25 protein-coding genes are annotated in these 24,672 nt (G+C 72.2%); 10 read left to right on the top strand and 15 right to left on the bottom strand.

The genetic code is table 11. The annotated features are described in order from the left end of the window. Positions 1 to 93: 93 nt before the first annotated feature. On the bottom strand, positions 94 to 522 hold the full coding sequence (locus AB0L95_RS08940; RefSeq protein ID WP_365159123.1) for a CBS domain-containing protein: 429 nt from the start codon (positions 520 to 522) through the stop codon (positions 94 to 96). A 153-nt stretch (positions 523 to 675) separates the two neighbouring features. After that, complete coding sequence (locus AB0L95_RS08935; protein WP_365159120.1) at positions 676 to 1,317, bottom strand: uridine kinase; 642 nt, start codon at positions 1,315 to 1,317, stop codon at positions 676 to 678. A 156-nt stretch (positions 1,318 to 1,473) separates the two neighbouring features. Here AB0L95_RS08935 and AB0L95_RS08930 point away from each other — a divergent pair, with 156 nt between their 5' ends. Both AB0L95_RS08930 and AB0L95_RS08925 read left to right on the top strand, forming a co-directional pair. Continuing rightward, a complete protein-coding gene (locus tag AB0L95_RS08930) occupies positions 1,474 to 2,163 on the top strand; it encodes a DUF2293 domain-containing protein (RefSeq protein WP_365159118.1) in 690 nt (229 codons plus the stop codon). A gap of 422 nt (positions 2,164 to 2,585) precedes the next feature. Beyond that, positions 2,586 to 4,076 (top strand): glutamate synthase subunit beta, encoded by a 1,491-nt coding sequence (locus AB0L95_RS08925; RefSeq protein WP_365159115.1) that lies wholly within the window; start codon positions 2,586 to 2,588, stop codon positions 4,074 to 4,076. A gap of 190 nt (positions 4,077 to 4,266) precedes the next feature. Here the strand turns inward: AB0L95_RS08925 and AB0L95_RS08920 are convergent, their stop codons facing one another. The 3 genes from AB0L95_RS08920 to AB0L95_RS08910 form a co-directional block, all read right to left on the bottom strand. After that, complete coding sequence (locus AB0L95_RS08920; protein ID WP_365159113.1) at positions 4,267 to 5,082, bottom strand: SAM-dependent methyltransferase; 816 nt, start codon at positions 5,080 to 5,082, stop codon at positions 4,267 to 4,269. Between the two features lie 224 nt (positions 5,083 to 5,306). Next, entirely contained in the window at positions 5,307 to 5,561 is a 255-nt protein-coding gene (locus tag AB0L95_RS08915) for a DUF397 domain-containing protein (protein ID WP_365159110.1), read from the bottom strand. Next, positions 5,562 to 6,422 (bottom strand): helix-turn-helix transcriptional regulator, encoded by an 861-nt coding sequence (locus AB0L95_RS08910; RefSeq protein ID WP_365159107.1) that lies wholly within the window; start codon positions 6,420 to 6,422, stop codon positions 5,562 to 5,564. It abuts the gene before it with no gap. Between the two features lie 367 nt (positions 6,423 to 6,789). Here AB0L95_RS08910 and AB0L95_RS08905 point away from each other — a divergent pair, with 367 nt between their 5' ends. Beyond that, entirely contained in the window at positions 6,790 to 7,545 is a 756-nt protein-coding gene (locus AB0L95_RS08905; protein WP_365159104.1) for an ATP-binding protein, read from the top strand. 35 nt (positions 7,546 to 7,580) lie between these two features. Further along, the gene (locus AB0L95_RS08900) at positions 7,581 to 7,994 is read left to right on the top strand and encodes a hypothetical protein (protein ID WP_365159633.1); all 414 of its coding nucleotides are present in this window, start codon (positions 7,581 to 7,583) and stop codon (positions 7,992 to 7,994) included. 11 nt (positions 7,995 to 8,005) lie between these two features. Here the strand turns inward: AB0L95_RS08900 and AB0L95_RS08895 are convergent, their stop codons facing one another. From AB0L95_RS08895 to AB0L95_RS08885, 3 genes are all read right to left on the bottom strand, one after another. Further along, on the bottom strand, positions 8,006 to 8,176 hold the full coding sequence (locus tag AB0L95_RS08895; RefSeq protein WP_365159659.1) for a hypothetical protein: 171 nt from the start codon (positions 8,174 to 8,176) through the stop codon (positions 8,006 to 8,008). 383 nt (positions 8,177 to 8,559) lie between these two features. Continuing rightward, positions 8,560 to 10,521 (bottom strand): FUSC family protein, encoded by a 1,962-nt coding sequence (locus AB0L95_RS08890; RefSeq protein ID WP_365159101.1) that lies wholly within the window; start codon positions 10,519 to 10,521, stop codon positions 8,560 to 8,562. 213 nt (positions 10,522 to 10,734) lie between these two features. Beyond that, the gene (locus AB0L95_RS08885) at positions 10,735 to 11,541 is read right to left on the bottom strand and encodes a nucleotidyltransferase domain-containing protein (protein WP_365159098.1); all 807 of its coding nucleotides are present in this window, start codon (positions 11,539 to 11,541) and stop codon (positions 10,735 to 10,737) included. A gap of 331 nt (positions 11,542 to 11,872) precedes the next feature. Between AB0L95_RS08885 and AB0L95_RS08880 the strand changes: the two genes are divergently transcribed. Further along, positions 11,873 to 12,280: a RidA family protein gene (locus AB0L95_RS08880; RefSeq protein WP_365159095.1), complete on the top strand. Its 408-nt coding sequence runs from the start codon at positions 11,873 to 11,875 to the stop codon at positions 12,278 to 12,280. 28 nt (positions 12,281 to 12,308) lie between these two features. On the opposite strand, the gene AB0L95_RS08875 is transcribed toward AB0L95_RS08880, so the two are convergent. Continuing rightward, positions 12,309 to 13,010 carry a uracil-DNA glycosylase gene (locus AB0L95_RS08875; protein ID WP_365159093.1) on the bottom strand — a complete coding sequence of 234 codons (702 nt, stop codon included), beginning with the start codon at positions 13,008 to 13,010 and terminating at the stop codon, positions 12,309 to 12,311. Positions 13,011 to 13,287: 277 nt separating this feature from the next. Here AB0L95_RS08875 and AB0L95_RS08870 point away from each other — a divergent pair, with 277 nt between their 5' ends. Continuing rightward, the gene (locus AB0L95_RS08870) at positions 13,288 to 13,917 is read left to right on the top strand and encodes an RNA-binding S4 domain-containing protein (protein WP_365159630.1); all 630 of its coding nucleotides are present in this window, start codon (positions 13,288 to 13,290) and stop codon (positions 13,915 to 13,917) included. A 106-nt stretch (positions 13,918 to 14,023) separates the two neighbouring features. On the opposite strand, the gene AB0L95_RS08865 is transcribed toward AB0L95_RS08870, so the two are convergent. Beyond that, positions 14,024 to 15,010, bottom strand: a complete 987-nt coding sequence (locus AB0L95_RS08865) for an acyltransferase domain-containing protein (RefSeq protein WP_365159627.1) — start codon at positions 15,008 to 15,010, stop codon at positions 14,024 to 14,026. A gap of 109 nt (positions 15,011 to 15,119) precedes the next feature. Here AB0L95_RS08865 and AB0L95_RS08860 point away from each other — a divergent pair, with 109 nt between their 5' ends. Next, entirely contained in the window at positions 15,120 to 15,392 is a 273-nt protein-coding gene (locus AB0L95_RS08860; protein WP_365159090.1) for a DUF6343 family protein, read from the top strand. A gap of 156 nt (positions 15,393 to 15,548) precedes the next feature. Here AB0L95_RS08860 and AB0L95_RS08855 read toward each other — a convergent pair whose 3' ends face one another. The 4 genes from AB0L95_RS08855 to rpsA all read right to left on the bottom strand — a co-directional run bounded on the left by AB0L95_RS08855 (position 15,549) and on the right by rpsA (position 19,321). Beyond that, complete coding sequence (locus tag AB0L95_RS08855; RefSeq protein ID WP_365159088.1) at positions 15,549 to 15,929, bottom strand: tetratricopeptide repeat protein; 381 nt, start codon at positions 15,927 to 15,929, stop codon at positions 15,549 to 15,551. A gap of 50 nt (positions 15,930 to 15,979) precedes the next feature. Then, positions 15,980 to 16,588 (bottom strand): dephospho-CoA kinase, encoded by a 609-nt coding sequence (coaE, locus tag AB0L95_RS08850; protein WP_365159085.1) that lies wholly within the window; start codon positions 16,586 to 16,588, stop codon positions 15,980 to 15,982. Positions 16,589 to 16,640: 52 nt separating this feature from the next. Beyond that, complete coding sequence (locus tag AB0L95_RS08845; protein ID WP_365159083.1) at positions 16,641 to 17,579, bottom strand: PAC2 family protein; 939 nt, start codon at positions 17,577 to 17,579, stop codon at positions 16,641 to 16,643. A 251-nt stretch (positions 17,580 to 17,830) separates the two neighbouring features. Next, positions 17,831 to 19,321 (bottom strand): 30S ribosomal protein S1, encoded by a 1,491-nt coding sequence (gene rpsA / locus AB0L95_RS08840; protein WP_365159080.1) that lies wholly within the window; start codon positions 19,319 to 19,321, stop codon positions 17,831 to 17,833. Between the two features lie 344 nt (positions 19,322 to 19,665). Here rpsA and AB0L95_RS08835 point away from each other — a divergent pair, with 344 nt between their 5' ends. The 3 genes from AB0L95_RS08835 to hrpB all read left to right on the top strand — a co-directional run bounded on the left by AB0L95_RS08835 (position 19,666) and on the right by hrpB (position 23,647). Then, positions 19,666 to 20,526, top strand: a complete 861-nt coding sequence (locus AB0L95_RS08835) for a class I SAM-dependent methyltransferase (RefSeq protein ID WP_365159077.1) — start codon at positions 19,666 to 19,668, stop codon at positions 20,524 to 20,526. A gap of 163 nt (positions 20,527 to 20,689) precedes the next feature. Beyond that, complete coding sequence (locus AB0L95_RS08830; protein WP_365159075.1) at positions 20,690 to 21,025, top strand: hypothetical protein; 336 nt, start codon at positions 20,690 to 20,692, stop codon at positions 21,023 to 21,025. A gap of 87 nt (positions 21,026 to 21,112) precedes the next feature. Next, positions 21,113 to 23,647: an ATP-dependent helicase HrpB gene (gene hrpB, locus AB0L95_RS08825; protein ID WP_365159072.1), complete on the top strand. Its 2,535-nt coding sequence runs from the start codon at positions 21,113 to 21,115 to the stop codon at positions 23,645 to 23,647. Here hrpB and AB0L95_RS08820 read toward each other — a convergent pair. After that, a complete protein-coding gene (locus AB0L95_RS08820; protein WP_365159069.1) occupies positions 23,637 to 24,620 on the bottom strand; it encodes a DUF3068 domain-containing protein in 984 nt (327 codons plus the stop codon). The genes hrpB and AB0L95_RS08820 overlap by 11 nt on opposite strands. Positions 24,621 to 24,672 lie beyond the last annotated feature (52 nt).

Below are 24,672 nucleotides of genomic sequence, written 5' to 3'. Positions count from 1 at the left end.
GCCTTGGGCGGCCTTCGCCCCGGGCGAGGACGGTCGGCGGGCAGGTGGCGCCGCGTGGTCCGGGTCGGTGGGTCCGGATCGGAGTGGTCCGGGTCAGCGCGATGTGCTCCTCGCGTAGACGTTGCCAACCCATTCGACCATCTGACCTTCCGTCAGATGTTCGGCCAGGTCGACTTCGCTGATCATGCCGACGAGGCGCTTGTTGTCGATGACGGGAAGCCGGCGGATCTGGTGTCCCTCCATCTCCTGGAGAACCTCGCTGATGTCGGCCTGCGCGTCGACCCAGCGCGGTGTGCCCCGGGCCATCTCGCCCGCAGTCACACGTGCGGGGTCGTGGCCCGCGGCCACGCAGCCGACGACGATGTCGCGGTCGGTGAGGATGCCGCAGAGCCGCTCGTTCTCGTCGCTGATGGGCAGCGCACCGACGTTGAGTTCGCGCATCAGTTGGGCGGCACGGTCCAGGGTTTCATGCGCGGGGATCCACTGGGCACCACGGTGCATGATGTCTCCGGCGGTGGTCATGTAGTACCTCCCGTTGCCGGACGGCCGGCGCGGCACGGGACGCACCGCATGTCCCGGCGCCCTCAATTCTCGCCGTGCCCGCACGGTAGTGCACCCCGAGGCACAGGACGGGCGGATGCGGCCGGGCGGGCGGCAGGGTCGCCGGGCGTGGGTTCAACCGTTCCAGGCGGGGTGGCGCGGGTCGTCCGCGCGGACCAGGACGTCGGCGACGGCGCCCGGGCCGGTCTCCGCCTCGTAGCGCTCGAAGGCGGGAAGCGTCCAGTGCTCGGGCTCGGGGGTGCGTCGACGCAGGGCGCCGGCCGACAGGAGCACATGGACCGTCAGATCGAAGGGGAACCAGTGCCGAAGGAGGAGGGGGCCATGGAGCAACAGCAGGCCGCCGGGCGGAAGTTGGACGTAGGGGCTCCGAGTGGCACGGTCGGCGACCGGGTCCCACAGATCGGGCAGGACGTTGCCGTCGCCGCCGGGTTCGAGGGGGCCGAAGACCTCGCGCCACAGGGCGCGGGTGTCGAGCCATCCGTCGTAGTAGGACGCCGGGTCCCGGTGGCCGTACTCCAGGCGGACGGACGCGGGGCGCAGGAAGCCCTCCGCGCCGACGACGAGCGAGGAGCGGCCGCGTATCCGCAGGGCGTCGGACACGCGCTGGGCGAGGTCGCGGGGGCGCGCGGCCGGGGCTCCGTCGAAGGCGACGCGCGGCCAGGGGCTGCCGTCGACGGGCTTCAGATCGAGCAGCCGGTCGGCGAGGAGATCGCCGAGCCGTTCCCAGGTGATCGCTTCGAGTCGCACAGGGCCCATGATGCCGCGCCACCAGGGTGGAACCACGACACGGCCGGTGACCGCCCGCAGGGGCGGAGCGCGGCGAAGCCGACGCCGGGCGGGGGCGCGTCGAGGCCGGCGCCGGGCCGGCGTCCCTCGGGGTCGCCGCCGGGCAGGGTGGGGAATGACACGGGTATGGCACCGAGTGCAACTCCCTCGCCTGGTGGCGGGCTTCTGGTCTTCCAGTCGCTGAGACGGCGGCATTGCGCTGGGTGCCGCCGCGGGCCGTTGTCGTTGCTGGTGCTGGAGGAGGGAGCACCCCGGTGCCTGGACTGCGCGGATCTCGGGCATCTGGTGTTCCTGCCGCGCGGCGACACGGCACTGACCCGGCGGTCCCGGGAGGCGAGTGCGCTCTCGGCCGTGGTGGTGCGCTTCAACCGACGGCAGGGCCGGTACGAGCGGCAGGGGGTGCTCGTCGAGGAGGAGGCGCTCGCGCTCGCCGAGGAACGGTGCCTGGCGGATGCGGAGGCCCGGCGCAGACGCCGGGCGCGGGACGCACGACGGCGGGCGGCCGAGGACCTGCGGTTCACGGGGGCTTTCGCGCGGGAGATCCGTCGGTTGTTCCCCGGGTGCCCGGCCGGGCGCGCGGAGGAGATCGCGGCGCATGCCTCCCTGCGCGGGAGCGGACGCGTCGGCCGCAGTGCGGCGGGGCGGGCGCTGTCACCGGAGGCGGTTGCGGCAGCGGTGCGGGCGTCGATACGGCACCTGGAGACGCCGTACGACCAGCTGCTGATGAGCGGGGTGCCGAGACCCGAGGCACGTCGGCGCATCGCGGCGAGCGTGGAGGCGGTGTTGCGGGAGTGGGGGCTTCGAGAGGCGGCGTGACGGCGGGACAGGGGCGGCCAGAGGAGCCGGGGCGGGGGGCGAGACAGGGCGGGACAGGGCGGGCCCTGCCAGGAAAGGCCCCGACGGACCCCGAGGGGCCGTTGTCAGGCGCTCGGACAGGACGGGCCGGGGGCGTCGGGGGATCGTCGGGCCCTGTGGGAGGTCGGCTGGGCCTCGCGTAAGTCGTCCGCTGGGGCGAACACGTGGTCACTGGTCACTGGACTCATACGCGGTGTGACGTACGGCGACCGTAGGCCCTGAAGGTCAGCGGGTTCGTCCTCGCCGCCGCCCGGGCGGCGTCCTCGCCCCTGCCTGAGCGGCCCGCGCCCTGGTCAGGGGCCCTGATGACGAGGGGCGGAGCGGCGTAGGGAGTCGTACCCTGGCACGAAGCGACCCCGTACGCGTGAGCAAGGGGGAGGGCCATGGCCGATCCCAAGGGCTTTATGAGCACCCCCCGGGAGGAGTGGCCCCGCAGGCCCGTGGAGGAACGGGTGCGGGACTGGAACGAGGTGTACGTCCCGGGTGCGCTGCTGCCGATCATCAGCCGTCAGGCGAACCGGTGCATGGACTGCGGGATCCCGTTCTGCCACGAGGCCTGCCCCCTCGGCAACCTGATCCCCGAGTGGAACGGCCTCGTCTCGCGCGAGGACTGGCGCGCGGCCAGCGACCGGCTGCACGCCACCAACAACTTCCCGGAGTTCACGGGACGGCTGTGTCCGGCGCCGTGCGAGGCGGGGTGTGTACTTGCCATCAACCAGCCCGCGGTCACCATCAAGAACGTGGAGGCGGCCATCGCCGACCGGGCCTGGGCGGAGGGGTTCGTCCCGCCGTGTCCGCCGGAGCGGCTGTCCGGGCGGACGGTCGCGGTCGTGGGGTCGGGACCGGCCGGGCTCGCGGCGGCCCAGCAGCTCACCCGCGCCGGGCACACGGTGGCGGTGTACGAGCGGGCGGACCGGATCGGGGGGCTGCTGCGGTACGGGATACCGGCGTTCAAGATGGAGAAACGGCATCTCGACCAGCGCCTGGGGCAGATGCGGGCGGAGGGGACGAAGTTCCGTACGTCGACGGTCATAGGGAAGGACATCGGGGCCGTGGAGCTGCGGGCGCGTTACGACGCCGTGGTGATCGCGACGGGCGCCACCGCATGGCGGGATCTGGAGGTACCTGGGCGGGAGCTGGCCGGGATCCATCAGGCGATGGAGTACCTGCCGCTGGCGGACCGGGTGTGCGAGGGAGACCTGGAGGTCTCGCCGCTGTCGGCGGCGGGGAAGCACGTCGTGATCGTCGGCGGCGGGGACACGGGGGCGGACTGTCTGGGCACCGCGGTCCGCGAAGGGGCGGCGTCCGTGACCCAGCTCGACATCTACCCGCAGCCGGAACCGGGCCGGGACGAGGACACCGAGCCCTGGCCGACGTACCCGAAGATCTACCGGCTGTCCGCCGCGCACGAGGAGGCACGCGATCTGCGGACGGCGCCCGCAGCGGACGCGGACGCGCGCCTGTTCGCGGCGTCCACCCTGAGTTTCACGGGGGACGCCGAGGGGCACGTGCGCGCGCTGCATCTGACCGAGGTGGACGAGCGGCGGCGACCGGTGTCGGGCACCGGGCGAACGCTGCCCGCGGACCTCGTACTGCTCGCACTGGGGTTCTCCGGGCCCGACCGCGAGGACGGCCTGATCGACCAGCTCGGGATCGCGCTCGACGCGCGCGGGACCATCGCGCGGGACGAGGACTTCGCCACGAACGTCCCGGGGGTGTACGCCGCGGGGGACGCCGCGCGCGGACAGTCGCTGATCGTGTGGGCGATCGCTGAGGGGCGGGCCGCGGCGGCGGCGGTCGACCGACGACTGACGGGCGGCGCGTCGCGCCTGCCGGCCCCGATCGGGCCGTACGACCGGCCGATGACGGCGTAGAGCCGATGACGACGTAGAGCCGATGACGACGTAGAAGCGATGACGACGTAGAGCCGGTGACGGCGTAGAAGCGCGGCCGATGACGGGTGACCGGGCGGAGCCGGTGGGGAGCGGGCCGCGACGATGCCCGCTCCCCGAAGTGCGACGAACGACTGATGCCGGGGATCCCCAAGATCCCCGGCCCCCGGGGTTACAGCTTGCGGGCCACCGCGCCGTAACCGGGGATGACCCCGTCGTCCTGGCCCGGGATCGGCTCGCCCAGCTCCGGGTGCCACTTGTGGACCACCTCCACCCCGGGTTCGACGAGGTCGAGCCCGTGGAAGAAGCGGCCGAACTCGTCGCGGGAGCGAAGCGCGAGGGTGACCCCGGCCGCCTTGAGCTTCTCGGTGGCCGCCGCGGACTCCTCCGGGGTGAAGTCGGCGGTGGCGTGGGTCATCATCAGATAACTGCCGGAGGGAAGTACGGACAGCAGCCGGTGCACCAGGGCGTGCGCGCCGTCCTCGTCGGAGACGAAGTGCAGCAGCGCGACGAGGGACAGCGCGACGGGCTGGTCGAAGTTCAGAACCCGCTTGGCGCCTTCGATGATGGCGTCCGGGTCCCGCACGTCGGCCTGCAGGTACTCGGTGACTCCCCCGGACGTGCTGCGCAGCAGGGCCGCCGCGTGGGCCAGCACGATGGGGTCGTTGTCGCAGTAGACGACGCGCGCGTCCGGCGCGATCTCCTGCGCGACCTGATGCAGGTTCGGCTCGGTCGGAATGCCCGTGCCGATGTCCAGGAACTGCCGTACGCCGTGGTGTGCCAGCCAGCGCGTGGCACGGTGCATGAACGCACGGTTGACCCGCGCCATCACCGGCACCCTCGGGTCGAGGGCGAGCATCTGCCGGCCCATCTCCTCGTCGACGGGATAGTTGTCCTTCCCGCCGAGGTACCAGTCGTACATCCGTGCCGGGTGCGGCTTGCTCGTGTCGACGACGACGGCGTCCGGTGCGGGGTTCTGCCCGGTCATGAAGGAACTCCGTAATTCCATGGGAACGTCAATGATCAACTGAACTGAAAGGCTGAACGACAAGTCAGTGGCGCTGAGGACTCAGGAGCGCTGAGGACTCAGGAGCGCTGAGGACTCAGGAGCGCTGAGGACTCAGGAGTGCAGAGGGCTCAGTGGTGTCGACGACTCAGATGACTCAGATGACTCAGTGGTACAGACAACAACGTCGTGGAGCGACGGGCCGGTCACGAGAGCAGGAAGTCGGCCACCCCCGCCTTGGCCCCCTCGATGAACGCCGTCATCTCGTCGGAGGTGTAGATCAGCGCGGGCCCGTCCGGGTCGGTGGACTGACGGACGGCGATCCGGCCGTCGGCGAGCTTCATCGCCTCCAGACAGTTGCCGCCGTTGCCTCCGCTCCACGGCTTGTGCCAGCCCTCGCTGCCGAGTTCACGGGCGGGCATGCCGTTGTAGACGCGTTCGCGCGGCGTGATGCGGTCCATTCACAGCTCCTTGCGGAGATCCTCGAGGATCTCCTTCGTGCGTTGTGCCGTAGCGGCCTGGGCCGCCATGCGGTCCATGACCTCGAGGTGGGTCGCCACCTCGGTGCGCGCGTCGAGGTAGACCGCGCCGGTCAGGTACTCGCTGTAGACCATGTCCGGCAGTTCTGACATGGCAAATCGGAACAGGACGAAGGGTCCGTACGTGCCGGGATGCGGTCCCGAGGAGAACTCCAGTACCTGGAGCGTCACATGGGGCAGCTGCGTGATCTCCAGCAGCCTCTCGACCTGGGCACGCATGACGGCGGGCCCCACGACCGGTCGACGCAGCGCGGTCTCCTCCATCACGACCCAGATCCGGGGCGCGTCCTTGCGCGTGAGCAGTTCCTGGCGTTGCATACGCAACGCCACATGACGCTCGATGTCCTCGGGACTGGCCTGTCCGACGGCCCCCGACCTCAGGACACCCTGGGCGTACGCCTCGGTCTGCATGATGCCGGGCACGAAGTGCGGTTCGTACTGGCGGATGAGCGCGGCCGCGCCCTCGAGGCTGACGTACATCGAGAACCAGCCCGGCAAAATGTCGTGAAAACGCTGCCACCAGCCCGGTTTGTTGGCATCCTCGGCGAGTTGGACGAAGGCCTCGGCCTCCTCGTCGCTCACTCCGTACGCCTTCAGCAGGAGCTGAAGGTACGGGATCTTCAGGGCGACCTCGGCCGTCTCCATGCGGCGGACGGTGGTGGGCGCGACGCGCAGAATGCGTCCGGCCTCCTCCCGTTTGAGGCCCGCGCGTTCACGCAGGTCCAGCAGGCGCCGACCGAGGACGACCTGACCGACCGTCGGTGCTGACCGCGGCTCGCTCACCTCGCGCTCCTCCTGTCCCGATGTGTCCTGACAGCCCGGACGGCACCGTTCGGGGACCGTGCGGCGCTCCCGCCGCGCGCCCGTGTTCGGCTTCGATCCGTCACTGCCGGTTCGATCCGTTTCCCGTACTGGTGCGATCCGTTTTCGGTGTTGGTTCGATCCGCTTCGGTACTGGTTCGTTCCGTTCCCTACGGTTCGATCCGTTCGCAGCCGGTGTGGGTACCGCACTCGGCTGTCCGTGCTTCGGATCCCAACTGGCTCCGCTTCGCGGGCCGTTGCGAGCAGTGTGCCATGGCCTTTCGCCGAGTCACACTGCACTCTGCATTTTTCAGAGTGACCCTTGCCAAGTGTTCATGGCACAGCGATAGTGGCAGACGTGATTCCGTCCGCGCCGTTAGGAACAGACGCCGCCGCAGACCGGTTCGGCCGGGGCGGCGCCTCAGTGCCACGCCCTGCCGCGGCCGCCGAGCGCCGTTTCCGCTTCGAGCTGGTCGCACACCCAGGATCCGTCGGGCAGGCCCGGCGGTTGGCACGCGCCCGGCTGTCCGGCTGGGCCGTGTGCGAGGACACATGCGACACGGCTGCCCTGGTCGTCTCCGAACTCGTCACCAACGCGATCGTGCACACCGCCGGAGAACACGTCGTGTGTGAACTGCACGACACCGGCGACCTGGTGCGCATAGCCGTCCAGGACGAGGGATGCGCTCCGGGTGAGCCGCACACGGGTCCACAGCGCCCCGATGAGGAGCATGGGAGGGGACTGCTTCTCGTCGCGGCGCTGTGCCGGGCCTGGGGAGCCCAGGAGGCGGGGCCCGGGTTGCTGGTCTGGGCGGAGCTGGCACGGGATGCCGAACAATCGGCGTCCGGTGAGCCGTCCGGGCCCGAGCAGTCGCCCCGGGACCTGTCGTGTTCCGGCGACAGGTCCCGGGCGACCGAGGACACAGAGAACACAGAGGACACAGAGAACACAACGGCCCGGTCCGACCTCGGCTGGGGCGCCAAGAAGCCGTCGGCGGACGGCCAGACCCGGTGCGACCCGGGCTGGGGCTCGAAGCGCCCTCCGGCCGACGGCCGGGGTTCCGGGGCGGAGGCGTCCAGGGGAACGGGGACCGCGTGGGCGTGAGGGGCACTGAGGCCCTGGGGCAGGGAGCCGGAGGGCTGCTGTCCCTGGACTCACTGGTCCGCCTGGAGCGGGCACGGCGGACGTCCGGGGCGATGCCCAGAAGGCTTGCCCTGCCCGAGGACATGACGGCGCCGCTGGGCTGCGACGCGGTGACCGTACCCGCGTCCTACGGCCCGCTGTTGCTGTCCAGGCTGCCGAGGGTGGGCTGTGTCTACGCCGACCGCACCGACTGGTGGTGGATCGTGCCGACGGACTCCGACGTCGCACTGAGCTGGCCCGCGCCCGCGCGCTACGCGAAGGAAGCGCTCGTCCCGGAGGCGTCGGACGGCCCGGGGCTCATCCACCGGCCGGACGACACCGTGCCGTACACCCCGCCCATCCCGCTGTACCTGGCGCTGTGTCAGGTCACGGGCACGGCCCCGGCGTGGTCACGGCCGCTCACCGCCTGACCACAGGGGCGTCACTCGGCGGCGTCGGCCCCCCGCACGATCACCAGGAACGCGTCTGTGGCGAGGTCCATGACGACCTCCGCGGGCTGCCCCTCCAGCCGGCGCGCCTGCGCGTACTCCTCCGCGGGCCACGAGCCGCGCGGACCGCCTGCGGGAAAGCGCTCCAGAACCGTTCGCCCCATCACCCTGCACCTCCTTGCAACGCCGAGTCTCGGCGGCCGATCCCGATCGGCTCGTAGAGTTAAACGCCAATCCCCCGGTGAACGGCTCGTGAAGTGACGGTACTGAGACGTATTCGACACTCAGTCACGGTCCCCTGGTGAGGAAATTCCCGGAGCGCTCCGATTTGCCCGGCCACAGGAACATCTCAAGTCCCCCACGTCACCGGCGAACACGGACGGGCACCGGACCACGGCCTCACGCATCGGACCCATGGACGCACGGCATCACCCATGGACTTACGGCATCGGGCCCACGGGCTTACGCATCGGCTCCACGGACTCACCGGCTCGCGCACGCACCGGCGCACGAGACTGGCCGGAATACGGTCCTCCGGCCACCGCCGTCAGGCTGCCAAAGGCAGCCGCGGCGGTCGTGTCGCGCCGAGTCCCGCCTGCACGCGCCGCTCGGCGAGTTCGTCGAGGAGTCCGATGAGTCGTTCGCGATGACGGGGCGACAGCTGCCCGCTGTCGTCCAGGTGCACGGCGCACGCGGTGGTCGTGTCGACCAGCCGTTCGAGCGTGGCGGCCACCTCCGCCGCGCCCCGTGCGGGCCGGGCGAGAGCGGGCAGCTCGGCGGCGGCCAGATCGATCACGGCACAGGCCTCAGCGAGCGCACGATAGGCCTCGCGGCGCAACGCCCAGCGCCCGGCATGGTCGTCCGCGTGGGCCAGTACGTGCGCGAGATAGGCGTGTGCCGCCTCCACCGCCCGGACCAGCCGCGCCCGTACGGTGCCGCCGCGTTGCCCCGGAGCCGGCAGATGCCCGACGAGCAGCACGATCCCACAGGCCAGCAGCGTCTCCCCGATCCGGCTCCAGGAGGCCGCCGGCTCCCCGCCCGTCATGGCCAGGGCGAGGACAAGGACGGTCACTACGGCGGTCTGGGCGGCGAAGTGGCGTGTGGCGACGGGGATCAGCGCTCCGCACAGTGCGACGAGGGCGATGAGTCCTGCGGGCCGGGGCAGCACGGCGGCCGGCAGGGCGAAGACGACGGCGCCCAGCACCGTTCCGGCCGCCCGGGACAGCACCCGCGAGACGAGCGGCCCGAGATCGGGCTTGACCAGGAAGACGATGGTGACCGGCAGCCAGTACCAGTGCGTGTGCTGTCCGTGCCAGTGAGCGCGGTGGAGGAACTGTGCGACGGCCGCGCCCGCTCCGAAGCACAGGGCGACACGCAGTCCGTACTCGCGTCCGCCCTCGCCGAGGGCGGTGCGTACCGCGGATGCGGCGGTACGACGACGGGTGTGCAGGTCCCGTCCGTCGCCGCCCCGGTCGAAGGCGTCGGCGGCGTGCAGCAGTGCGTCGTCGAGGGCGCGCAGCGCGGGTACGTCGCGGGCGGGGGCGGGCAGCGGTCCGGCGGGCGTGTTCTCGCGCACCGCCGCGGCGAGCAGGCGCGGTCCCTCCTCGGTCCGCGCGGGCAGGGGGTCCCCGGCCCAGGCCAGCGCGGTGGCGGCCTCGGCGAGGGGCAGGGCCGCGGCGTACTGCGCGTGCAGGCGCCGCTCCACGGCGGAGGACGCGTACCGACGCAACCGGGGCCCGGCAAGGGCGTCCTGGGCATGGTCGAGGGCGGCGGTGAGCGCGGCCCTGCGCGCCGGGGCCTGCGGAGTGCCGGTGGCGACGAGGAGGTCGGTGATGGCGTCGTACACCCCGGCGACGGCATCGCGTTCCCCGTCGAAGCGGAAGTCGAAGCGGGAGTTGAAACGGGAGTCGGACCGGTAGCCGAGGCGGGAGTCGGACCGGTAGCCGAGGCGGGAGTCGGACCGGTAGCCGAGGCGGTGCTCGCGCGCGCTGGTGCCGCACGTCGGCAGCGCGAGCCGCAGCACGAGCAGCCAGCCGGCCCCGGCGAGAAAGAAGAGGACACGCTGCCATCCGGGCTCGGGCAGCGGCATCCCCGCACCGACGGCGGAGACGACCAGCAGCTGGGTACCGGCCGCGGACGCGACGGGCCCTACGGCGCTGACGGCACCGGCGACGAGGCCCAGTCCGGTGAGGACGAGGGTGAGGAGCACGGCTCCGGTGTGCTGCCCGGCATATGTGCCGACGAGGAGCCCGCCCGCTCCGGCGAGCGCGGGCACCCCGAGCCGCTGGACGGCGGCCCGTCGGCTGCCGGGCCGGTCGTTGATCCCCGCGAACATCGCGCCGAGGGCGGCGACGACACCGACCGAGGCGCGTTCGGCGAGCACAGCGGCGACCAGCAGGGGTCCGGCGGCGAGCGCGCCCCGGACGACGGCGCTCCAGGGCACCGGCCCGCGCTGGGCACGCAGGGCGTGGGCGAGCCAGGGAGGCGGGGAGAACGCGGGACGCGACACGGGGCTCCTGTCGGACGAGGGCGGTCCGCCTTCGGACGTCGGTGGCCGAGCGTGGGGGATCCACGGTAGATCGCGGCGTGGGGACGAAAGGGGCATAAACGTTTCCGCAATGTGAAAAGACGGGGCGCGACCGCGATCTTTATGAACGCAAGCGCCCGGGGCGGACAGGGGCGAGCGCAGTCGCGGGGCGCGGAGCCGTACGCCCCACACGGGCTACCCGGCCGCTGGTCCCCGTGCGGCGGCGAGGGCGTCCTCGAAGAGCTTCCCGGCTGCCACGACGGCCGCCACGAGCTCCTGGGCATCGGCCCGCAGCCCTGCCACGATCCCGTCCACGTCCCGCAGCCCCGCCCGCTCCAGCAGCCGCTTCTCGTTGGTCACCCATTCCCCGCGTGCCGCTAGCACCGCGTGCGCGGTGTGCGCGGCGGCGAGGGCGAGGGCGCCGGCGACCTCGGTGAGGCGGCCCTTCGGGGCGTGGTTGGCCTTCGCGTACGCGAGGGTGGCGCCGGCCGTGTCGTGCCAGCGGTCGGCGGCGGAGGCGCGCAGCTTCTGCGGGTACGACGCGGGGCGCGGAAGGGTACCCCGCAGCACCCGGTTGACGGCCAGTTCGGCGACCACCAGGTAGCTGGGGACGCCTGCGAGGTGGAAGAGCAGCGGCTCCACGCGGAAGCGGCCTTCCCCGGCCTCCGCCAGCTGACGTTCCACGACATCGAGGTCGCGGTAGTGCACGTCGACCCGGCGGCCCTCGACGGTCAGCCGGGCGCCGCCGTTGAACACGCCCCCGCCCCAGCCGCCGATCTCGGAGACCTCCCCCGGCCAGCCGATCGCCCGGAGGTCGGCCGGATCGAATCCGGGAGCCCGGTAGTAGACGGCCAGATCCCAGTCACTGTCCGGGCCGTGGACGCCCTGTGCGCGGGAGCCGCCGAGCGCGACGGCCCGCACGGCGGGCAGCGCGGCCAGACGGTCCGCCACGCCGTCGAGAAACGTCTCGTCTTCCGTGGGCTTCGGGGTCGTCGTGTTCATCGTGGCCGTCCGAGGGTGTTCTCGAGAACCGGGTTGCTCGCTGCCGGTGCCACGAGCGCGGTCGCTCCGGCCCTCGCCACCTCCGCCAACGCATCCATCAGGCCCCCTTGTTGAGGGGACGGAACCTACCTCAGTTCCGCGGCGGACCGGTGTGCGTCCGCGGGGACGTGACGACGTGGGGACGTGGCAACCGGAAATTCGGATGCACGGGCCGTGCCGCCCCTGCATGATCGGGGGTTGGCGTCGGACGGCGGATTGCCGCCGATCGACGGGTTGCCGCTCGGCCCGGCGCTCGGCCGGGCCGATACGAGGGATGTTTCCAGGAGGCCCGATGCTCAAGCGCGTCACCGTTCCCACCCTGTTCCCGCCGCCCCGCTACGCGCACGCGTCCGTCGTGGAGGCGGGGACCCGGCTGGCGTTTCTGGCCGGAGCCGTGCCCCTCGACGCCGACGGGAAGCTCATCGGCGAGGGCGATCCCGTACGGCAGGCGCAGCAGGTGCTCGCCAACCTCGACGAGCAGTTGCACGCGGTCGGCAGCGACATGGCGCATGTGGTGTCCACGGATGTGTATGTGGTGAGCGCCGAGCCGGCGGTGCTCTCGGCCGTGTGGGACGTCGTCGAGGCGTCAGGGCTCAGCACCGGGCCGCATTCCTCCACGCTGATCGGAGTGGCCTGCCTCGGCTACACCGGCCAGCTCGTGGAGATCACCGCGACCGCCGTCGTCCCCACGGAGCGCTGAACCGGCGGTGGACCGCGCCGGTCCGTCGCTACGATCCGGTCGGCAACCCCGCCACCCGTGCCGCCGTACGCAGCACGTCCCGCAGCATCTCGGGGGTGAGCCGTCCGGTGAACGTGTTGCGCTGGCTGACGTGGAAGCAGCCGAAGAGCTCCAGCCCGTCGAGCGGCACCCGGGCGCCGTGCCCGAATGCGGGCCGTGGCCGGGGCAGCGCCCAGCCCGCCTCGGCGAGCGCGGTCAGCGCGGCCTGCCAGCCGAAGCCGCCGAGCGCGACCACGGCGCGCAGTGAAGGGCGCAGCAGCCGCAGTTCCTGGACGAGCCAGGGCCGGCAGGTGTCCCGCTCCTCGGGGGTCGGCTTGTTGGCCGGCGGGGCGCAGTGGACGGGCGCGGTGACGCGTACACCGTAGAGTTCGAGCCCGTCGTCGGCGGACACCGACGTGGGCTGCGACGCCAGCCCGACAGCGTGCAGAGCCTCGTAGAGCACGTCCCCGGACCGGTCGCCGGTGAACATCCGTCCGGTCCGGTTCCCGCCGTGCGCCGCGGGTGCGAGTCCTACGACGAGCAGCCTCGCGTCGGGCGGCCCGAAGCCTGGTACCGGCCGTCCCCAGTACGTCCAGTCGGCGAACGCGGCGCGCTTGGTACGGGCCACCTCCTCACGCCAGGCGACCAGGCGGGGACAGGCACAGCACCCGGTGATCCGCTCGTCCAGCCTGGCGAGGCTGCTGTCTTCCATGCCTCCACGGTAGGTCTGGACGGCCAGGGCCCGGGCGGTCGGGGCCCGGCGGAAATGGCATCGGGGGCACGGGGCTCGGCGGGCTAAGGTCGGGGGCATGGCTTCCGAAGGCACGGACGACGAGAAGGCGGGCGGGACCGGGGGAACCCGCGCGACGGCGACGGACCAGGAGCCCGGGGCGCGCCGGGACGGCGAGACGGACTCCCGGGATTCCGGTGCGGGCGCGCCGGACCCCGATGGCGCCGCCCAGGGCTTGGACCCGAAGGCCGCCGCCGCGATGGCCGCCGCCGAGGCGGCCGGCCCGTCGCACGGCGAGAGCGTGCGCATCGACAGCTGGATCTGGTCCGTGCGGCTCATCAAGACCCGCTCGGCCGGCGCCACCGCCTGCAAGGGCGGCCACGTCCGGGTGAACGGCGAGCGTGTGAAGCCCGCGTACGCCGTGCGGATCGGCGACGAGGTACGGCTGCGGCACGAGGGCCGGGAGCGGGTCGTCGTCGTGAAGCGTCTGATCCGCAAGCGGGTGGGGGCCCCGGTGGCGGTTCAGTGCTACGTCGACAACAGCCCGCCTCCGCCGCCCCGCGAGGCCGTGGCCCCGGCGGGCGTCCGCGACCGCGGTGCCGGCCGTCCCACCAAGCGCGACCGCCGCGAGATGGAACGCCTCCGCGGTCTGGGCACGGCACCGGGAACGCCGTACGGCGGCTACGCCGAGGCACTCGGCACCCAGAGCCGGGCCGAAGGCCGGGACCGAGCGGAGGTCCGGGACCGGACCGGCGGCAAGGGCGGGTCCGACGGCCGGGACCGTTCCGGTGCCCAGGGCGGGTCCGGTGCCCAAGGCGGGTCCGGTGCCCAAGGCGGGTCCGGTGGCCGTAGCCGGCCTCAGGGGCGGAGGGGCGCCGGCGGTCGCTGAGGAGGCGACTGAGCCCCGGGCAGAGACAGGGCCCGATGCCGAGGCGTCGCAAGTGACTCGGCCGGCAGCGGGTCCTATCGCTCCCGGGCCGGCCGCAGCACCCGGCTCACAGGGCGAACCAGCCGTGACCCGTGTACCAGTGCCCGCCCGCGCGCAGATGGTCCACCACCGCCCGCTCGACGCCGGAGCGCCGCGGTAGGTTCTCCACCGGCAGATCGGGATCGCCGAAGACGAAGCCGATGGGCACCCCGTCGTCGGGGGTCGCTTCCTCGTACGCGAGCTCAAAGCGGTCCTGGAAGCGGATGATGTTGGAGTCGGCGGGCAGGTACCGCTTGAGCTGCGGATCCAGCAACCACGAGTGGCACACGGCGATCTCATGGCGTTCGTCGGGGTAGTGACGCGCGAAGAACTCCCGTGCCAGGGCCAGGGACCGCTCGCAGGCGCACGGTGACAGCGGGCCCCGGAAGTCGGGTATGTGCAGTTCCAGGCAGGGATCGCCGGGCCCCAGCCCGTGGCCCGCCGCCGCGACGGCCCGGCCCGTGCGCTCGCTCAGCCGTCCGCGCTGGAACTGCAGCCGCCCCAGCTGGAACAGCTCCCCGTGGAAGTGCAGGGCCGGCCACCACGGGAACAGCAGTCCCCCGGTGCCGCGTCGTCTTCGGTGCACCGCGACCTGGCGTCCGAGATCCGCGAGCGTACGACGGGTCACCTCCTCCGGAACACCGCGCTCCCGGTGGTAGGCGCGCACATACGGGAGCGAGGCGACAAAGACGTAGAGATGGAAGAACCGCCCGAGCGCCCCGGCCGAGTCCGGGAACGGGGGCGGCTCACAGGCCTTGCCGATCTCCCCCATGTCCCGCACGAAGCGGGTGACGCATCGCGCCAGCAGCGTCATCGCCTCGGCATCCCGAGCCAGCCGGACGCGCAACGCGACCGCTTCGTTGATGTCCTCATGGGGTACGGCCAGGTCGAGCAGGACGTCAGGCAGCTCGTCCGCATCGGGCAGGACGACAGCCACCCACGCGCCGTCCTCGCGCTCCAGGTCTTTCAGCCATTCGGCGAGCCTCGCGTCCGCCCGCACCGCGTCCAGCAGCACCATCGCCTCCCCGGGTGACCTCGGCCGCGCCCCCGCGCCACCGGATTCTGGTCGCCGTTCCATGGTGAACATGCACCACGAAGGGTACGTGTCGTGTCGGAAGTGGGTGATGGCGATGCGTACAGGCAGTGAACCGGCGACGGCACGCAGTGCACTGCGGATGCGCTTCTGGCTGAGCCTCTGGGGCCTGGCTTGGGCGACCTTCGGAACGGTCGTCTTCGCGCTCGTGGGACGACCGGGCTGGGCGGCGGCGTGCGGCGTGCTGTGGCTGGTGATCGGCGCGGACCTGACGATGATCGTGCGGCACATCCGGCAGGGGCCCCACTGGCAGCCGGGCCGCGACGTCCCGCCGTATCCGCCGTCGGACCGGCGCCGCTGGTAGCGACCGCCGCGCATCCGCACCATCCTGACACGAACCGAAGCCCGAGCCCGCCGTATCGGGACTACGAGCCGAAGCCCGAGCCCGCCGCATCCGACCACGAACCGAAGCCCCGCCCCGCCGCGTTCCGACCACGCCCCGCAGCCCGCCGCATCCGCGCTACGAGTCGAAGCCCGCCGCCTTCAGATACTGCGGTTTCGGGTCCAGCGCAGCCGCCAGCCGGAAGTGCCGCTTCGCCTCCTCGGGCCGCGCCTGGCGTTCATAGGTGCGGGCCAGCGCGAAGTGCGCGAACGCGTTGTCCGGCTCGCGCTCCAGCACGATGCTGAACTCCAGCTCGGCAGGGCGCAGTTGCGCGGCGGCGAAGAAGGCACGCGCGCGCAGCAGCCGCGCGGCCGTGTTCTCGGGGTGCGCGGCGATCACACGGTCCAGCAGTTTGACCGCGCCCCTCGGATCCCGTGCGGCGAGCAACTGCTCGGCGGCACGGAAGTCGATCACATGGGTCTCCGGAGTACGTCCGGTCGGATCGCTGATCTCGGGCACGGCTGAGTCCTTCCCTCACTGGAGCGATTCAACGCTCCTCACTGCGATCGCTATTCCGGCGAACGCCCGGCCCTGCGTACGAGATCCGCCCATACCTCCCCCACCCGGCGCCGCAGCTCTTCCAGGGGGACGTCGTTGTCGATGACGATGTCCGCGATCTCCCGGCGCTTCTCGCGCGGCGCCTGGGCGGCCATCCGGGCCCGTGCGTCCCCTTCCGTCATACCGCGCAGCCGGACGAGCCGGTCGAGCTGGGTGCCGGGGCTCGCGTCGACGACGACCACCACGTCGTAGAGCGGGGCGAGTCCGTTCTCCGTGAGGAGGGGCACGTCGTGGACGACTACGGCGTCCTCGGACGCGGCGGTCTCCAGCTCACGGGAGCGGGCGCCGACCAGCGGGTGCACGATCGAGTTGAGGACGGCGAGCTTCTCGGGATCGGCGAAGACGAGGGAGCCCAGTCCGGGGCGGTCCAGGGTGCCGTCCGGCGTGAGGACGTCCTCCCCGAAGGCCTCGACGATCGCCGCGAGCCCGGGAGTGCCGGGCGCGACGACCTCGCGCGCGATACGGTCCGCGTCGATCAGCACGGCCCCGCGCTCCACGAGCAGCCGCGACACCTCGCTCTTGCCGGCGCCGATACCGCCGGTCAGGCCCACCTTCAGCATGACGGGAAGCCTACGGCCTGCCACTGACAGTCTCGGTGGCAGGCCCGTGCGCTCAGCCCTCGCCCTCGCGCTCCGCCAGGAAACGCTCGAATTCCTGCCCGATCTCGTCCGCGGACGGGATCTCGACGGGCTCCGCGAGCATGTTGCCGCGCGTCTCGGCACCCGCGGCGGCGTCGTACTGGTGCTCAAGACCCTGGACGAGAGCGACCAGTTCCTCGTCGCCCTCCTGGATCTGGCGTTCGATCTCCGTCTGGGTGCGGTGCGCCTCCGTGCGCAGCGAGTGCGCGATCCCCGGGAGGACGAGCCCCGTCGCGGCCGTGATGGACTCCAGAACGGTCAGCGCGGCGTCCGGGTACGGGGAGCGGGCGATGTAGTGCGGGACATGCGCAGCGACGCCCAGGACGTCGTGTCCGCCCTCCATGAGCCGGTACTCGACCAGGGACTCGGCGCTGCCGGGGACCTGCGCCTCCTCGAAGGGGCTGCGGTGGCCCGGCACCAGGTCGGTGCGGTTGCCGTGCGGGGTGAGCCCCACCGGGCGGGTGTGCGGCACGCCCATGGGGATGCCGTGGAAGTTGACGGCCAGACGCACCCCGAGCCGCTCCACGATCTGCCCGACGGCCGCGGCGAACCGCTCCCACTCCACGTCCGGTTCGGGGCCGGACAGCACCAGGAAGGGCGCCCCGGTCGCGTCCTGGACAAGGCGCACCTCGATGGACGGGACCTCGTAGTCCGTCCATCGGTCCCGCTTGAAGGTGAGCAGCGGACGGCGCGCGCGGTAGTCCACGAGCCGGTCGTGGTCGAAGCGGGCCACCACCTGGTGAGGCAGCGAGTCGAGGAGCCGGTCGACGATCTGGTCGCCGGTCTCGCCCGCGTCGATGTATCCGTCGAAGTGGTAGAGCATCACCAGGCCCGCCGACTCCTGGGCGAGCGCCATGTCGACCACGGCGAGCCCCTTCGGCTCCCATGCGTACAAACCCTGCGGATCAAGCACTGTGACCGCTCCTCCTCGTGTTCTTTCAGGCACAACGCGCTCCGGGGCGCGGGCATTCCCGGACCGCGCCCTTCCGCCTGCCTCTCCTGCCGGTTCGGGCGGTCGCCTCGGGGTCACGGGGTCTGTACGAGGTCTGTCACGCGCGCGTGGAGGGGGCCGTCACCGCCCGGGGAAGGGCAGACATGCCGAGGGCCCGCCCCCCAGGTGGGGGACGGGCCCTCGGTCAGCGGCTAATGCCTAGCGACGCGCGCTCAGCTCTGGCCGCCGGCCAGCTTCTCGCGCAGGGCAGCCAGCGCCTCGTCCGACGCCAGGGCGCCGGAGGTGTCGCCACCCTCGGAGGAGTACGAACCGCCGGTCGCGGCCGGAGCGGCGGCCTCGCCACCCTCCTCGGCAGCGGCAGCGTCGGCCTCGCGGGACTTGATGACCTGCTGCTGGTGCTGCTCGAAGCGGGACTGCGCCTCGGCGTACTGGCGCTCCCACTCCTCGCGCTGCTTCTCGTAGCCCTCGAGCCAGTCGTTGGTCTCGGGGTCGAAGCCCTCGGGGTAGATGTAGTTGCCCTGGTCGTCGTAGGACGCGGCCATGCCGTACAGGGTCGGGTCGAACTCGACCGAGGCCGGGTCGGCACCAAAGGACTCGTTGGCCTGCTTCAGCGAGAGGCTGATGCGACGGCGCTCGAGGTCGATGTCGATGACCTTGACGAAGATCTCGTCGTTGACCTGGACGACCTGCTCCGGGATCTCCACGTGGCGCTCGGCCAGCTCGGAGATGTGGACCAGACCCTCGATGCCCTCGTCCACGCGGACGAACGCACCGAACGGAACCAGCTTCGTGACCTTGCCGGGCACGACCTGGCCGATCTGGTGGGTGCGGGCGAACTGCTGCCACGGGTCTTCCTGGGTCGCCTTCAGCGACAGGGAGACGCGCTCGCGGTCCATGTCGACGTCGAGAACCTCGACGGTGACCTCCTGGCCGACCTCGACAACCTCGGACGGGTGGTCGATGTGCTTCCAGGACAGCTCGGAGACGTGGACCAGACCGTCGACGCCACCCAGGTCCACGAAGGCACCGAAGTTGACGATCGAGGAGACCACACCGGAACGGACCTGACCCTTCTGGAGGGTCGTGAGGAACGTCTGGCGGACCTCGGACTGGGTCTGCTCCAGCCAGGCGCGACGGGACAGGACCACGTTGTTGCGGTTCTTGTCCAGCTCGATGATCTTGGCCTCGAGCTCCTTGCCCACGTAGGGCTGGAGGTCGCGGACACGGCGCATCTCGACCAGGGAGGCCGGGAGGAAGCCGCGGAGGCCGATGTCGAGGATGAGACCACCCTTGACGACCTCGATGACGGTACCGGTGACGATGCCGTCCTCTTCCTTGATCTTCTCGATGGTGCCCCAGGCACGCTCGTACTGGGCGCGCTTCTTCGAGAGGATCAGGCGGCCTTCCTTGTCCTCCTTCTGGAGGACGAGGGCCTCGATCTCGTCACCGACGGCGACGACCTCGTTCGGGTCGACGTCGTGCTTGATCGAGAGCTCGCGGCTCGGGATAACACCTTCGGTCTTGTAACCGATGTCGAGCAGGACCTCGTCCCGGTCGACCTTCACGATGACGCCGTCGACGATGTCGCCGTCGTTGAAGTACTTGATCGTCTCGTCGATCGCGGCGAGGAAGGCTTCCTCGTTACCGATGTCGTTGACCGCAACCTGCGGGGTGGTGGCGGTGGTCTCGGTGCTGCTCGTCATGTGGGAAAGGGCTCCGGTACGGACATTGAAGTCGTAGGTACTGCTTACGCCGGGAGCCCGTTTCGCTCTGTAGAAGCCGGACAGCCAAGGAAGCGCCCCACCATTCACTGGTGATGGCGCCTCGAGAACCGAGGGGACATACAACAGATGCGAGCGCAGCCTGCTACGTCTGAGGTGCGCAGGCCCGCAGCGCAACTTGTAGCATACGGGGGCAGCCGGACGGGGTCAATGCGCGAAGGCGCACACCCGGGGCGGATCGCCGCATTCCAGGCACAAGACGGCGTGTGACACCACCCATATACCGGACACGCCGCGAGGCCGCGCAGGCCTGAGAGACCTCTTCCGTGACTCCGCCGAAGCGAGATGGACGGAAGAGTACGACGAGGGAGCCGATCATCCAAGAGCCCGAGCAGTCCGAACCGGAAGCCACCCGACGCACGGCGGGCACCACGGAGAGTTCCCGGGCCAACCGGGGCTGGTGGGACCGGAACGCGGACGAGTACCAGGTCGAGCACGGCACGTTCCTCGGCGACGACCGCTTCGTCTGGGGCCCGGAGGGGCTCGACGAGGTCGAGGCCGAGTTGCTCGGCCCGCCGGAGGACCTCAAGGGCAAGGACGTCCTGGAGATCGGAGCCGGCGCGGCCCAGTGCTCCCGCTGGCTGGCCGGACAGGGCGCCCGACCGGTGGCCCTGGACCTCTCTCACCGCCAGCTCCAGCACGCCCTGCGCATCGGCGGAAGCTTCCCCCTGGTCCAGGCCGACGCGGGCGTGCTGCCCTTCCGGGACGGCTCCTTCGACCTCGCGTGCTCCGCGTACGGCGCGCTGCCCTTCGTCGCGGACCCGGGCCTGGTCCTGCGCGAGGTGCACCGGGTGCTGCGTCCCGGCGGCCGCTTCGTCTTCTCGGCGACGCACCCGATCCGCTGGGCGTTCCCCGACGAGCCGGGTCCCGAGGGTCTGACGGTGTCGGCCTCGTACTTCGACCGCACGCCGTACGTCGAGCAGGACGAGCAGGGCCGGGCGGTCTACGTGGAGCACCACCGCACGCTCGGCGACCGGGTGCGGGACATCGCGTCCTCCGGCTTCCGGCTGGTCGATCTGGTCGAGCCCGAGTGGCCCGCCTGGAACAGCTCGGAGTGGGGCGGCTGGTCACCGCTGCGCGGCGGCCTGATCCCGGGCACGGCGATCTTCGTGTGCGAGCGGGACTGAGGGAGCGGGTTCGAGGGCCGGCGCGGGGGGCGGTTCCGGTCAATCAGCGGTGCGGGCCGCCGTCCGCGTGTGCCCGCCGTACGGGCCGGGCACAACCGATGAGTCGACAAGTCGTCGCCCTCAGGGCTGCGGTCAGCAGTGCCACGCGGTGGGGGGTACGCGCATGCACGTCTGTCATGTCTGTCCGGTCTGCGGGCGAGGCGACAGGACCACGAAGCTCAGCGCGCACTGGAGGGCGCTGTCGGCCGGCCAGCGGGCCGGGGCACCGCACCTGGCGCGCCCCGCGCTCCGCGACGAGCGCTGGAGCGCACCGCTGGGCCTGCTCACCCTGGGCTGCGCCCTCCTCGTCTCCGAGGCGTGGCTGGGGTTCGTCGGGGTGGCCGGCGGGGGCGTCTGGCTGGTGTCGCTGCGCGACGAGGTGGCCCAGGCGGCCAGGCTACGGGCCGACTGGCACCGCAAGCAGTTCTGCCGTCGCTGCCATCACGCCTTCCTCCCGTGACAGCTCCCGTGACGTGGCCACCACGTCGGTGACATCCCGCGGCTTCTCCCACGACAGCGCGCCGGCGTCGCCTGGAACACTGGTGCGGTGATCCGCCACGACGCCCTCGACCGCCTTCCCGTCCGCTCCGCCGTGCCCGCGCTCGGGAACGCGCTCGACGAGCACGGGGTCGCGGTGCTGTGCGCTCCGCCCGGTACCGGCAAGACGACCCTCGTGCCGCTGGTCCTCGCCGGGCTCGTCGGCGGCGGCCCGGCCCGCCGTGTGGTGGTCGCCGAGCCGCGCCGGATCGCCGCGCGGGCCGCGGCCCGGCGGATGGCGTGGCTGCTCGGGGAACAGCCCGGCCACAGCGTCGGCTACACGGTGCGCGGGGAGCGGGTGACGGGGCGGCACGCGCGCGTGGAGGTCGTCACGACCGGTGTGCTGCTGCAGCGGCTGCAGCGGGACCAGGAGCTCGCGGGCGTCGACGTGGTCGTGCTCGACGAGTGCCACGAACGACACCTGGACGCGGACACGGTCGCCGCCTTTCTGCTCGACGTACGGGAGGCCCTGCGGCCCGAGCTGCGGCTCGTGGCGGCCTCGGCGACGACGGACGCGGAGGGCTGGGCCCGGCTGCTGGGCGGGGCCCCGGTCGTCCAGGCGGAGGGCGTGTCGCACCCCGTGGAGGTGGTGTGGGCACCGCCTCCGCGTCCGGTGCGGCCACCGCACGGGTTGCGCGTGGACCCGGCGCTGCTCGCGCATGTGGCGTCGGTGGTGCGGCGGGCGCTCGCCGAGTGCGAGGGCGACGTCCTCTGCTTCCTGCCCGGGGTCGGGGAGATCGCGCGGGTGGCGGGACAGCTCGGGAACCTGGGGGACGTCGGAGTGCTCCAGGTCCACGGGCGGTCTCCGGCGGCCGTGCAGGACGCGGTGCTGTCCCCCGGTGCCGGACGGCGGGTGGTGCTGGCGACGGCCGTCGCGGAGTCGTCGCTGACGGTGCCCGGGGTGCGGGTGGTCGTCGACTCCGGGCTCGCGCGGGAGCCGCGGGTGGACCACGCGCGCGGGCTGAGCGCGCTGACGACGGTACGGGCCTCGCAGGCGGCGGGGCGGCAGCGAGCGGGCCGGGCGGGGCGTGAGGCACCGGGCCGGGTCTACCGCTGCTGGTCCGAGGCGGAGGACGCGCGACTGCCCCGTTTCCCGGCGCCCGAGATCAGGCTCGCCGATCTGACGGGGTTCGCGTTGCAGACGGCGTGCTGGGGCGACCCGGACGCGTCCGGGCTGGCACTCCTGGATCCGCCGCCGGGCGGGGCGATGGCGGCGGCGCGGTCGGTGCTGACGGCGGTCGGCGCCGTGGACGCGACGGGACGGGCCACGGAACGGGGCGTGCGGATGTCCCGGCTCGGTGTGCATCCACGGCTGGCCCGGGCCCTGCTGGACGCGGCGCCGGAGGCCGGCGCGGACCGGGCCGCCGAGGTGGTCGCCCTGCTGAGCGAGGAGCCGCCGCGGGAGTACGGGGACGATCTGGCGGCGGCCCGGCGGGCGGCCCGGCGCGGGAACGACGCGTACGCGGCCCGCTGGCGGGACGAGGTGCGCCGGCTGCGGTCGGCGGCGGACAGCCTCCCCGCACGGGCGGACGGAGCCCGGCCCCACGACACGGAGCGGCCGACGAGGCCCACGGACGATCAGGTGGCCGGTCTCGTCGCCGCCCTCGCCTTCCCCGAGCGGGTCGCGCACACCGACGGCGGCTCCTACCTCATGGTGAACGGCACCCGTGCCGCACCGGCGGACGGGTCGGGACTGCGCGGGGCTCCCTGGCTGGCGGTCGCCGTGGCCGACCGGCCCGTCGGCGCGGTCCACGCGCGCGTGGGGCTCGCCGCGGTGGTGGACGAGGACGTGGCGCGACGGGCCGCCGCCACCCTGCACGCCGAGGGCGAGGAGGTCCGCTGGGCCGACGGGGACGTCGTGGCCCACCGTGTCGAGCGGCTCGGGGCCGTGGAGCTGGCGGTGCGGCCGCTGCGGGACCCGGACCCTGACCTCGTACGGGATGCGCTGCTCGCGGGACTCCGGGAGGAGGGCTTCGGTCTGCTGCGGTGGTCACCGGGGGCGCATGTGCTGCGGCAGCGGCTCGCCTTCCTGCGGCTGCACCTGGCCGGTCCCTGGCCGGACGTCTGCGACGATGCGCTCCACGCGCGCGTGGAGGAGTGGCTGGAGCCCGAGCTGAGCCGTGCGCGGCGGCGCACCGATCTCGCGCGGATCGACGCGGGACAGGCGCTCTCCCGGCTGCTGCCCTGGTCCACCGGGGACGCGGCCCGGCTCGACGAGCTGGCGCCCGAGCGGATCACCGTCCCGAGCGGGTCCGCCGTCCGGGTCGACTACGGCGACCCCGAGCGGCCCGTCCTCGCCGTGAAGCTCCAGGAGATGTTCGGACTCCAGGAGTCGCCCACGATCGCCGGTGTGCCCGTGCTGGTCCATCTGCTGTCCCCGGCCGGTCGGCCGGTCGCCGTCACCGCCGATCTCGCCTCCTTCTGGCGGGACGGCTACCGGACCGTACGGGCCGAGCTGCGCGGCCGGTACCCCAAGCACCCCTGGCCCGAGGACCCCGCCTCCGCGGAGCCGACCCGGCACACCAACGCGCGGCTCAGGCGGTGACCGGCTCGGGCTCGGCGGGCGCCGGGCCGGCCGGACGGCGGCCGCGCGCCTCCAGGTGGAGCGACAGCGCCAGCAGACAGAGGCCCAGGGAGAGGAAGCCCCAGGGCAGATACGACGTCAGCAGCAGGATGGGCAGGCGGTTGTGCTTGACGAGCGCGACGGTCGACCTGATGTAGTCCTCGCGCATCTTCACATCGCCCGCGAACGCCGTGACCTTGGCGCGGCCCCCGAGGAGCGTGCCGCCGCGCAGTTCCTCCTTGTGGATCTCCTCCCCGTAGATCGGCGCCCCGGTCAGGGGTTCGACCCAGAACCTGCGGACCGTGGTGTACCAGCGGGTGGTGCCGGTCTTCGCGACCCACTCGGGGGTGATGCCCTTGACGGGCATGACCTTCGGGAAGGGAACCCTGGTCCAGGGGATGGTCTGTTCGAAGTAGTAGACCGTCACTCCGCGGAAGGTCCGGGTGTCCTTGTAGTGGATGGGAGCGGTGACGCGCGCCTGGGCGTCGAAGTACTCGTAGTCCCTCTTCTGGGTCAGAAACGGCCACTTGAACTCGATGCCGTCGCGCCGGACGGGGTCCTGGTCGACCGACTCGCCGGCGGCGTGGACGGGTTGCTGGCTGTGCGCGTCGAAGATGTAGCGCTCGGGGATGCGGGAGACCATCTGCCCGTCGGGGCCCTGGGCGTAGGACAGGCCGTCCCAGACCACCACGTCCCGGCCTGTCGTCTTCCGAGCCTTCCGCGCGGCCTCCACGTTGCCCTTGATGGTCTGCACCACGGTGACCTCGGGGACGGTGCGGGAGGTCATGGTGGCGTAGTCGAGGAGGGTGGCGTTCTTCGCCTGGAGGACCATGGTCTGGTACTGGTTCGCGGGGACCTTGACCAGGCGCGGGAAGACATACCAGCGCAGCAGGGGCGACAGCGCCGTGAAGAACACGGCGAGGGCGAGCAGGATCAGACCGGCCTTGCGTCGCATGTCGGCGTCCTCCCTGTGCGCGCGGTGCGGGCGTCCGGGGCCCGCTCGTCCG

It is taken from the genome of Streptomyces sp. NPDC052036 (assembly GCF_040680495.1).
Classification (GTDB): Bacteria; Actinomycetota; Actinomycetes; order Streptomycetales; family Streptomycetaceae; genus Streptomyces.
The sequence above is the reverse complement of the archived record's forward strand: the minus strand, read 5'-3'. Positions and strand labels throughout refer to the sequence as shown.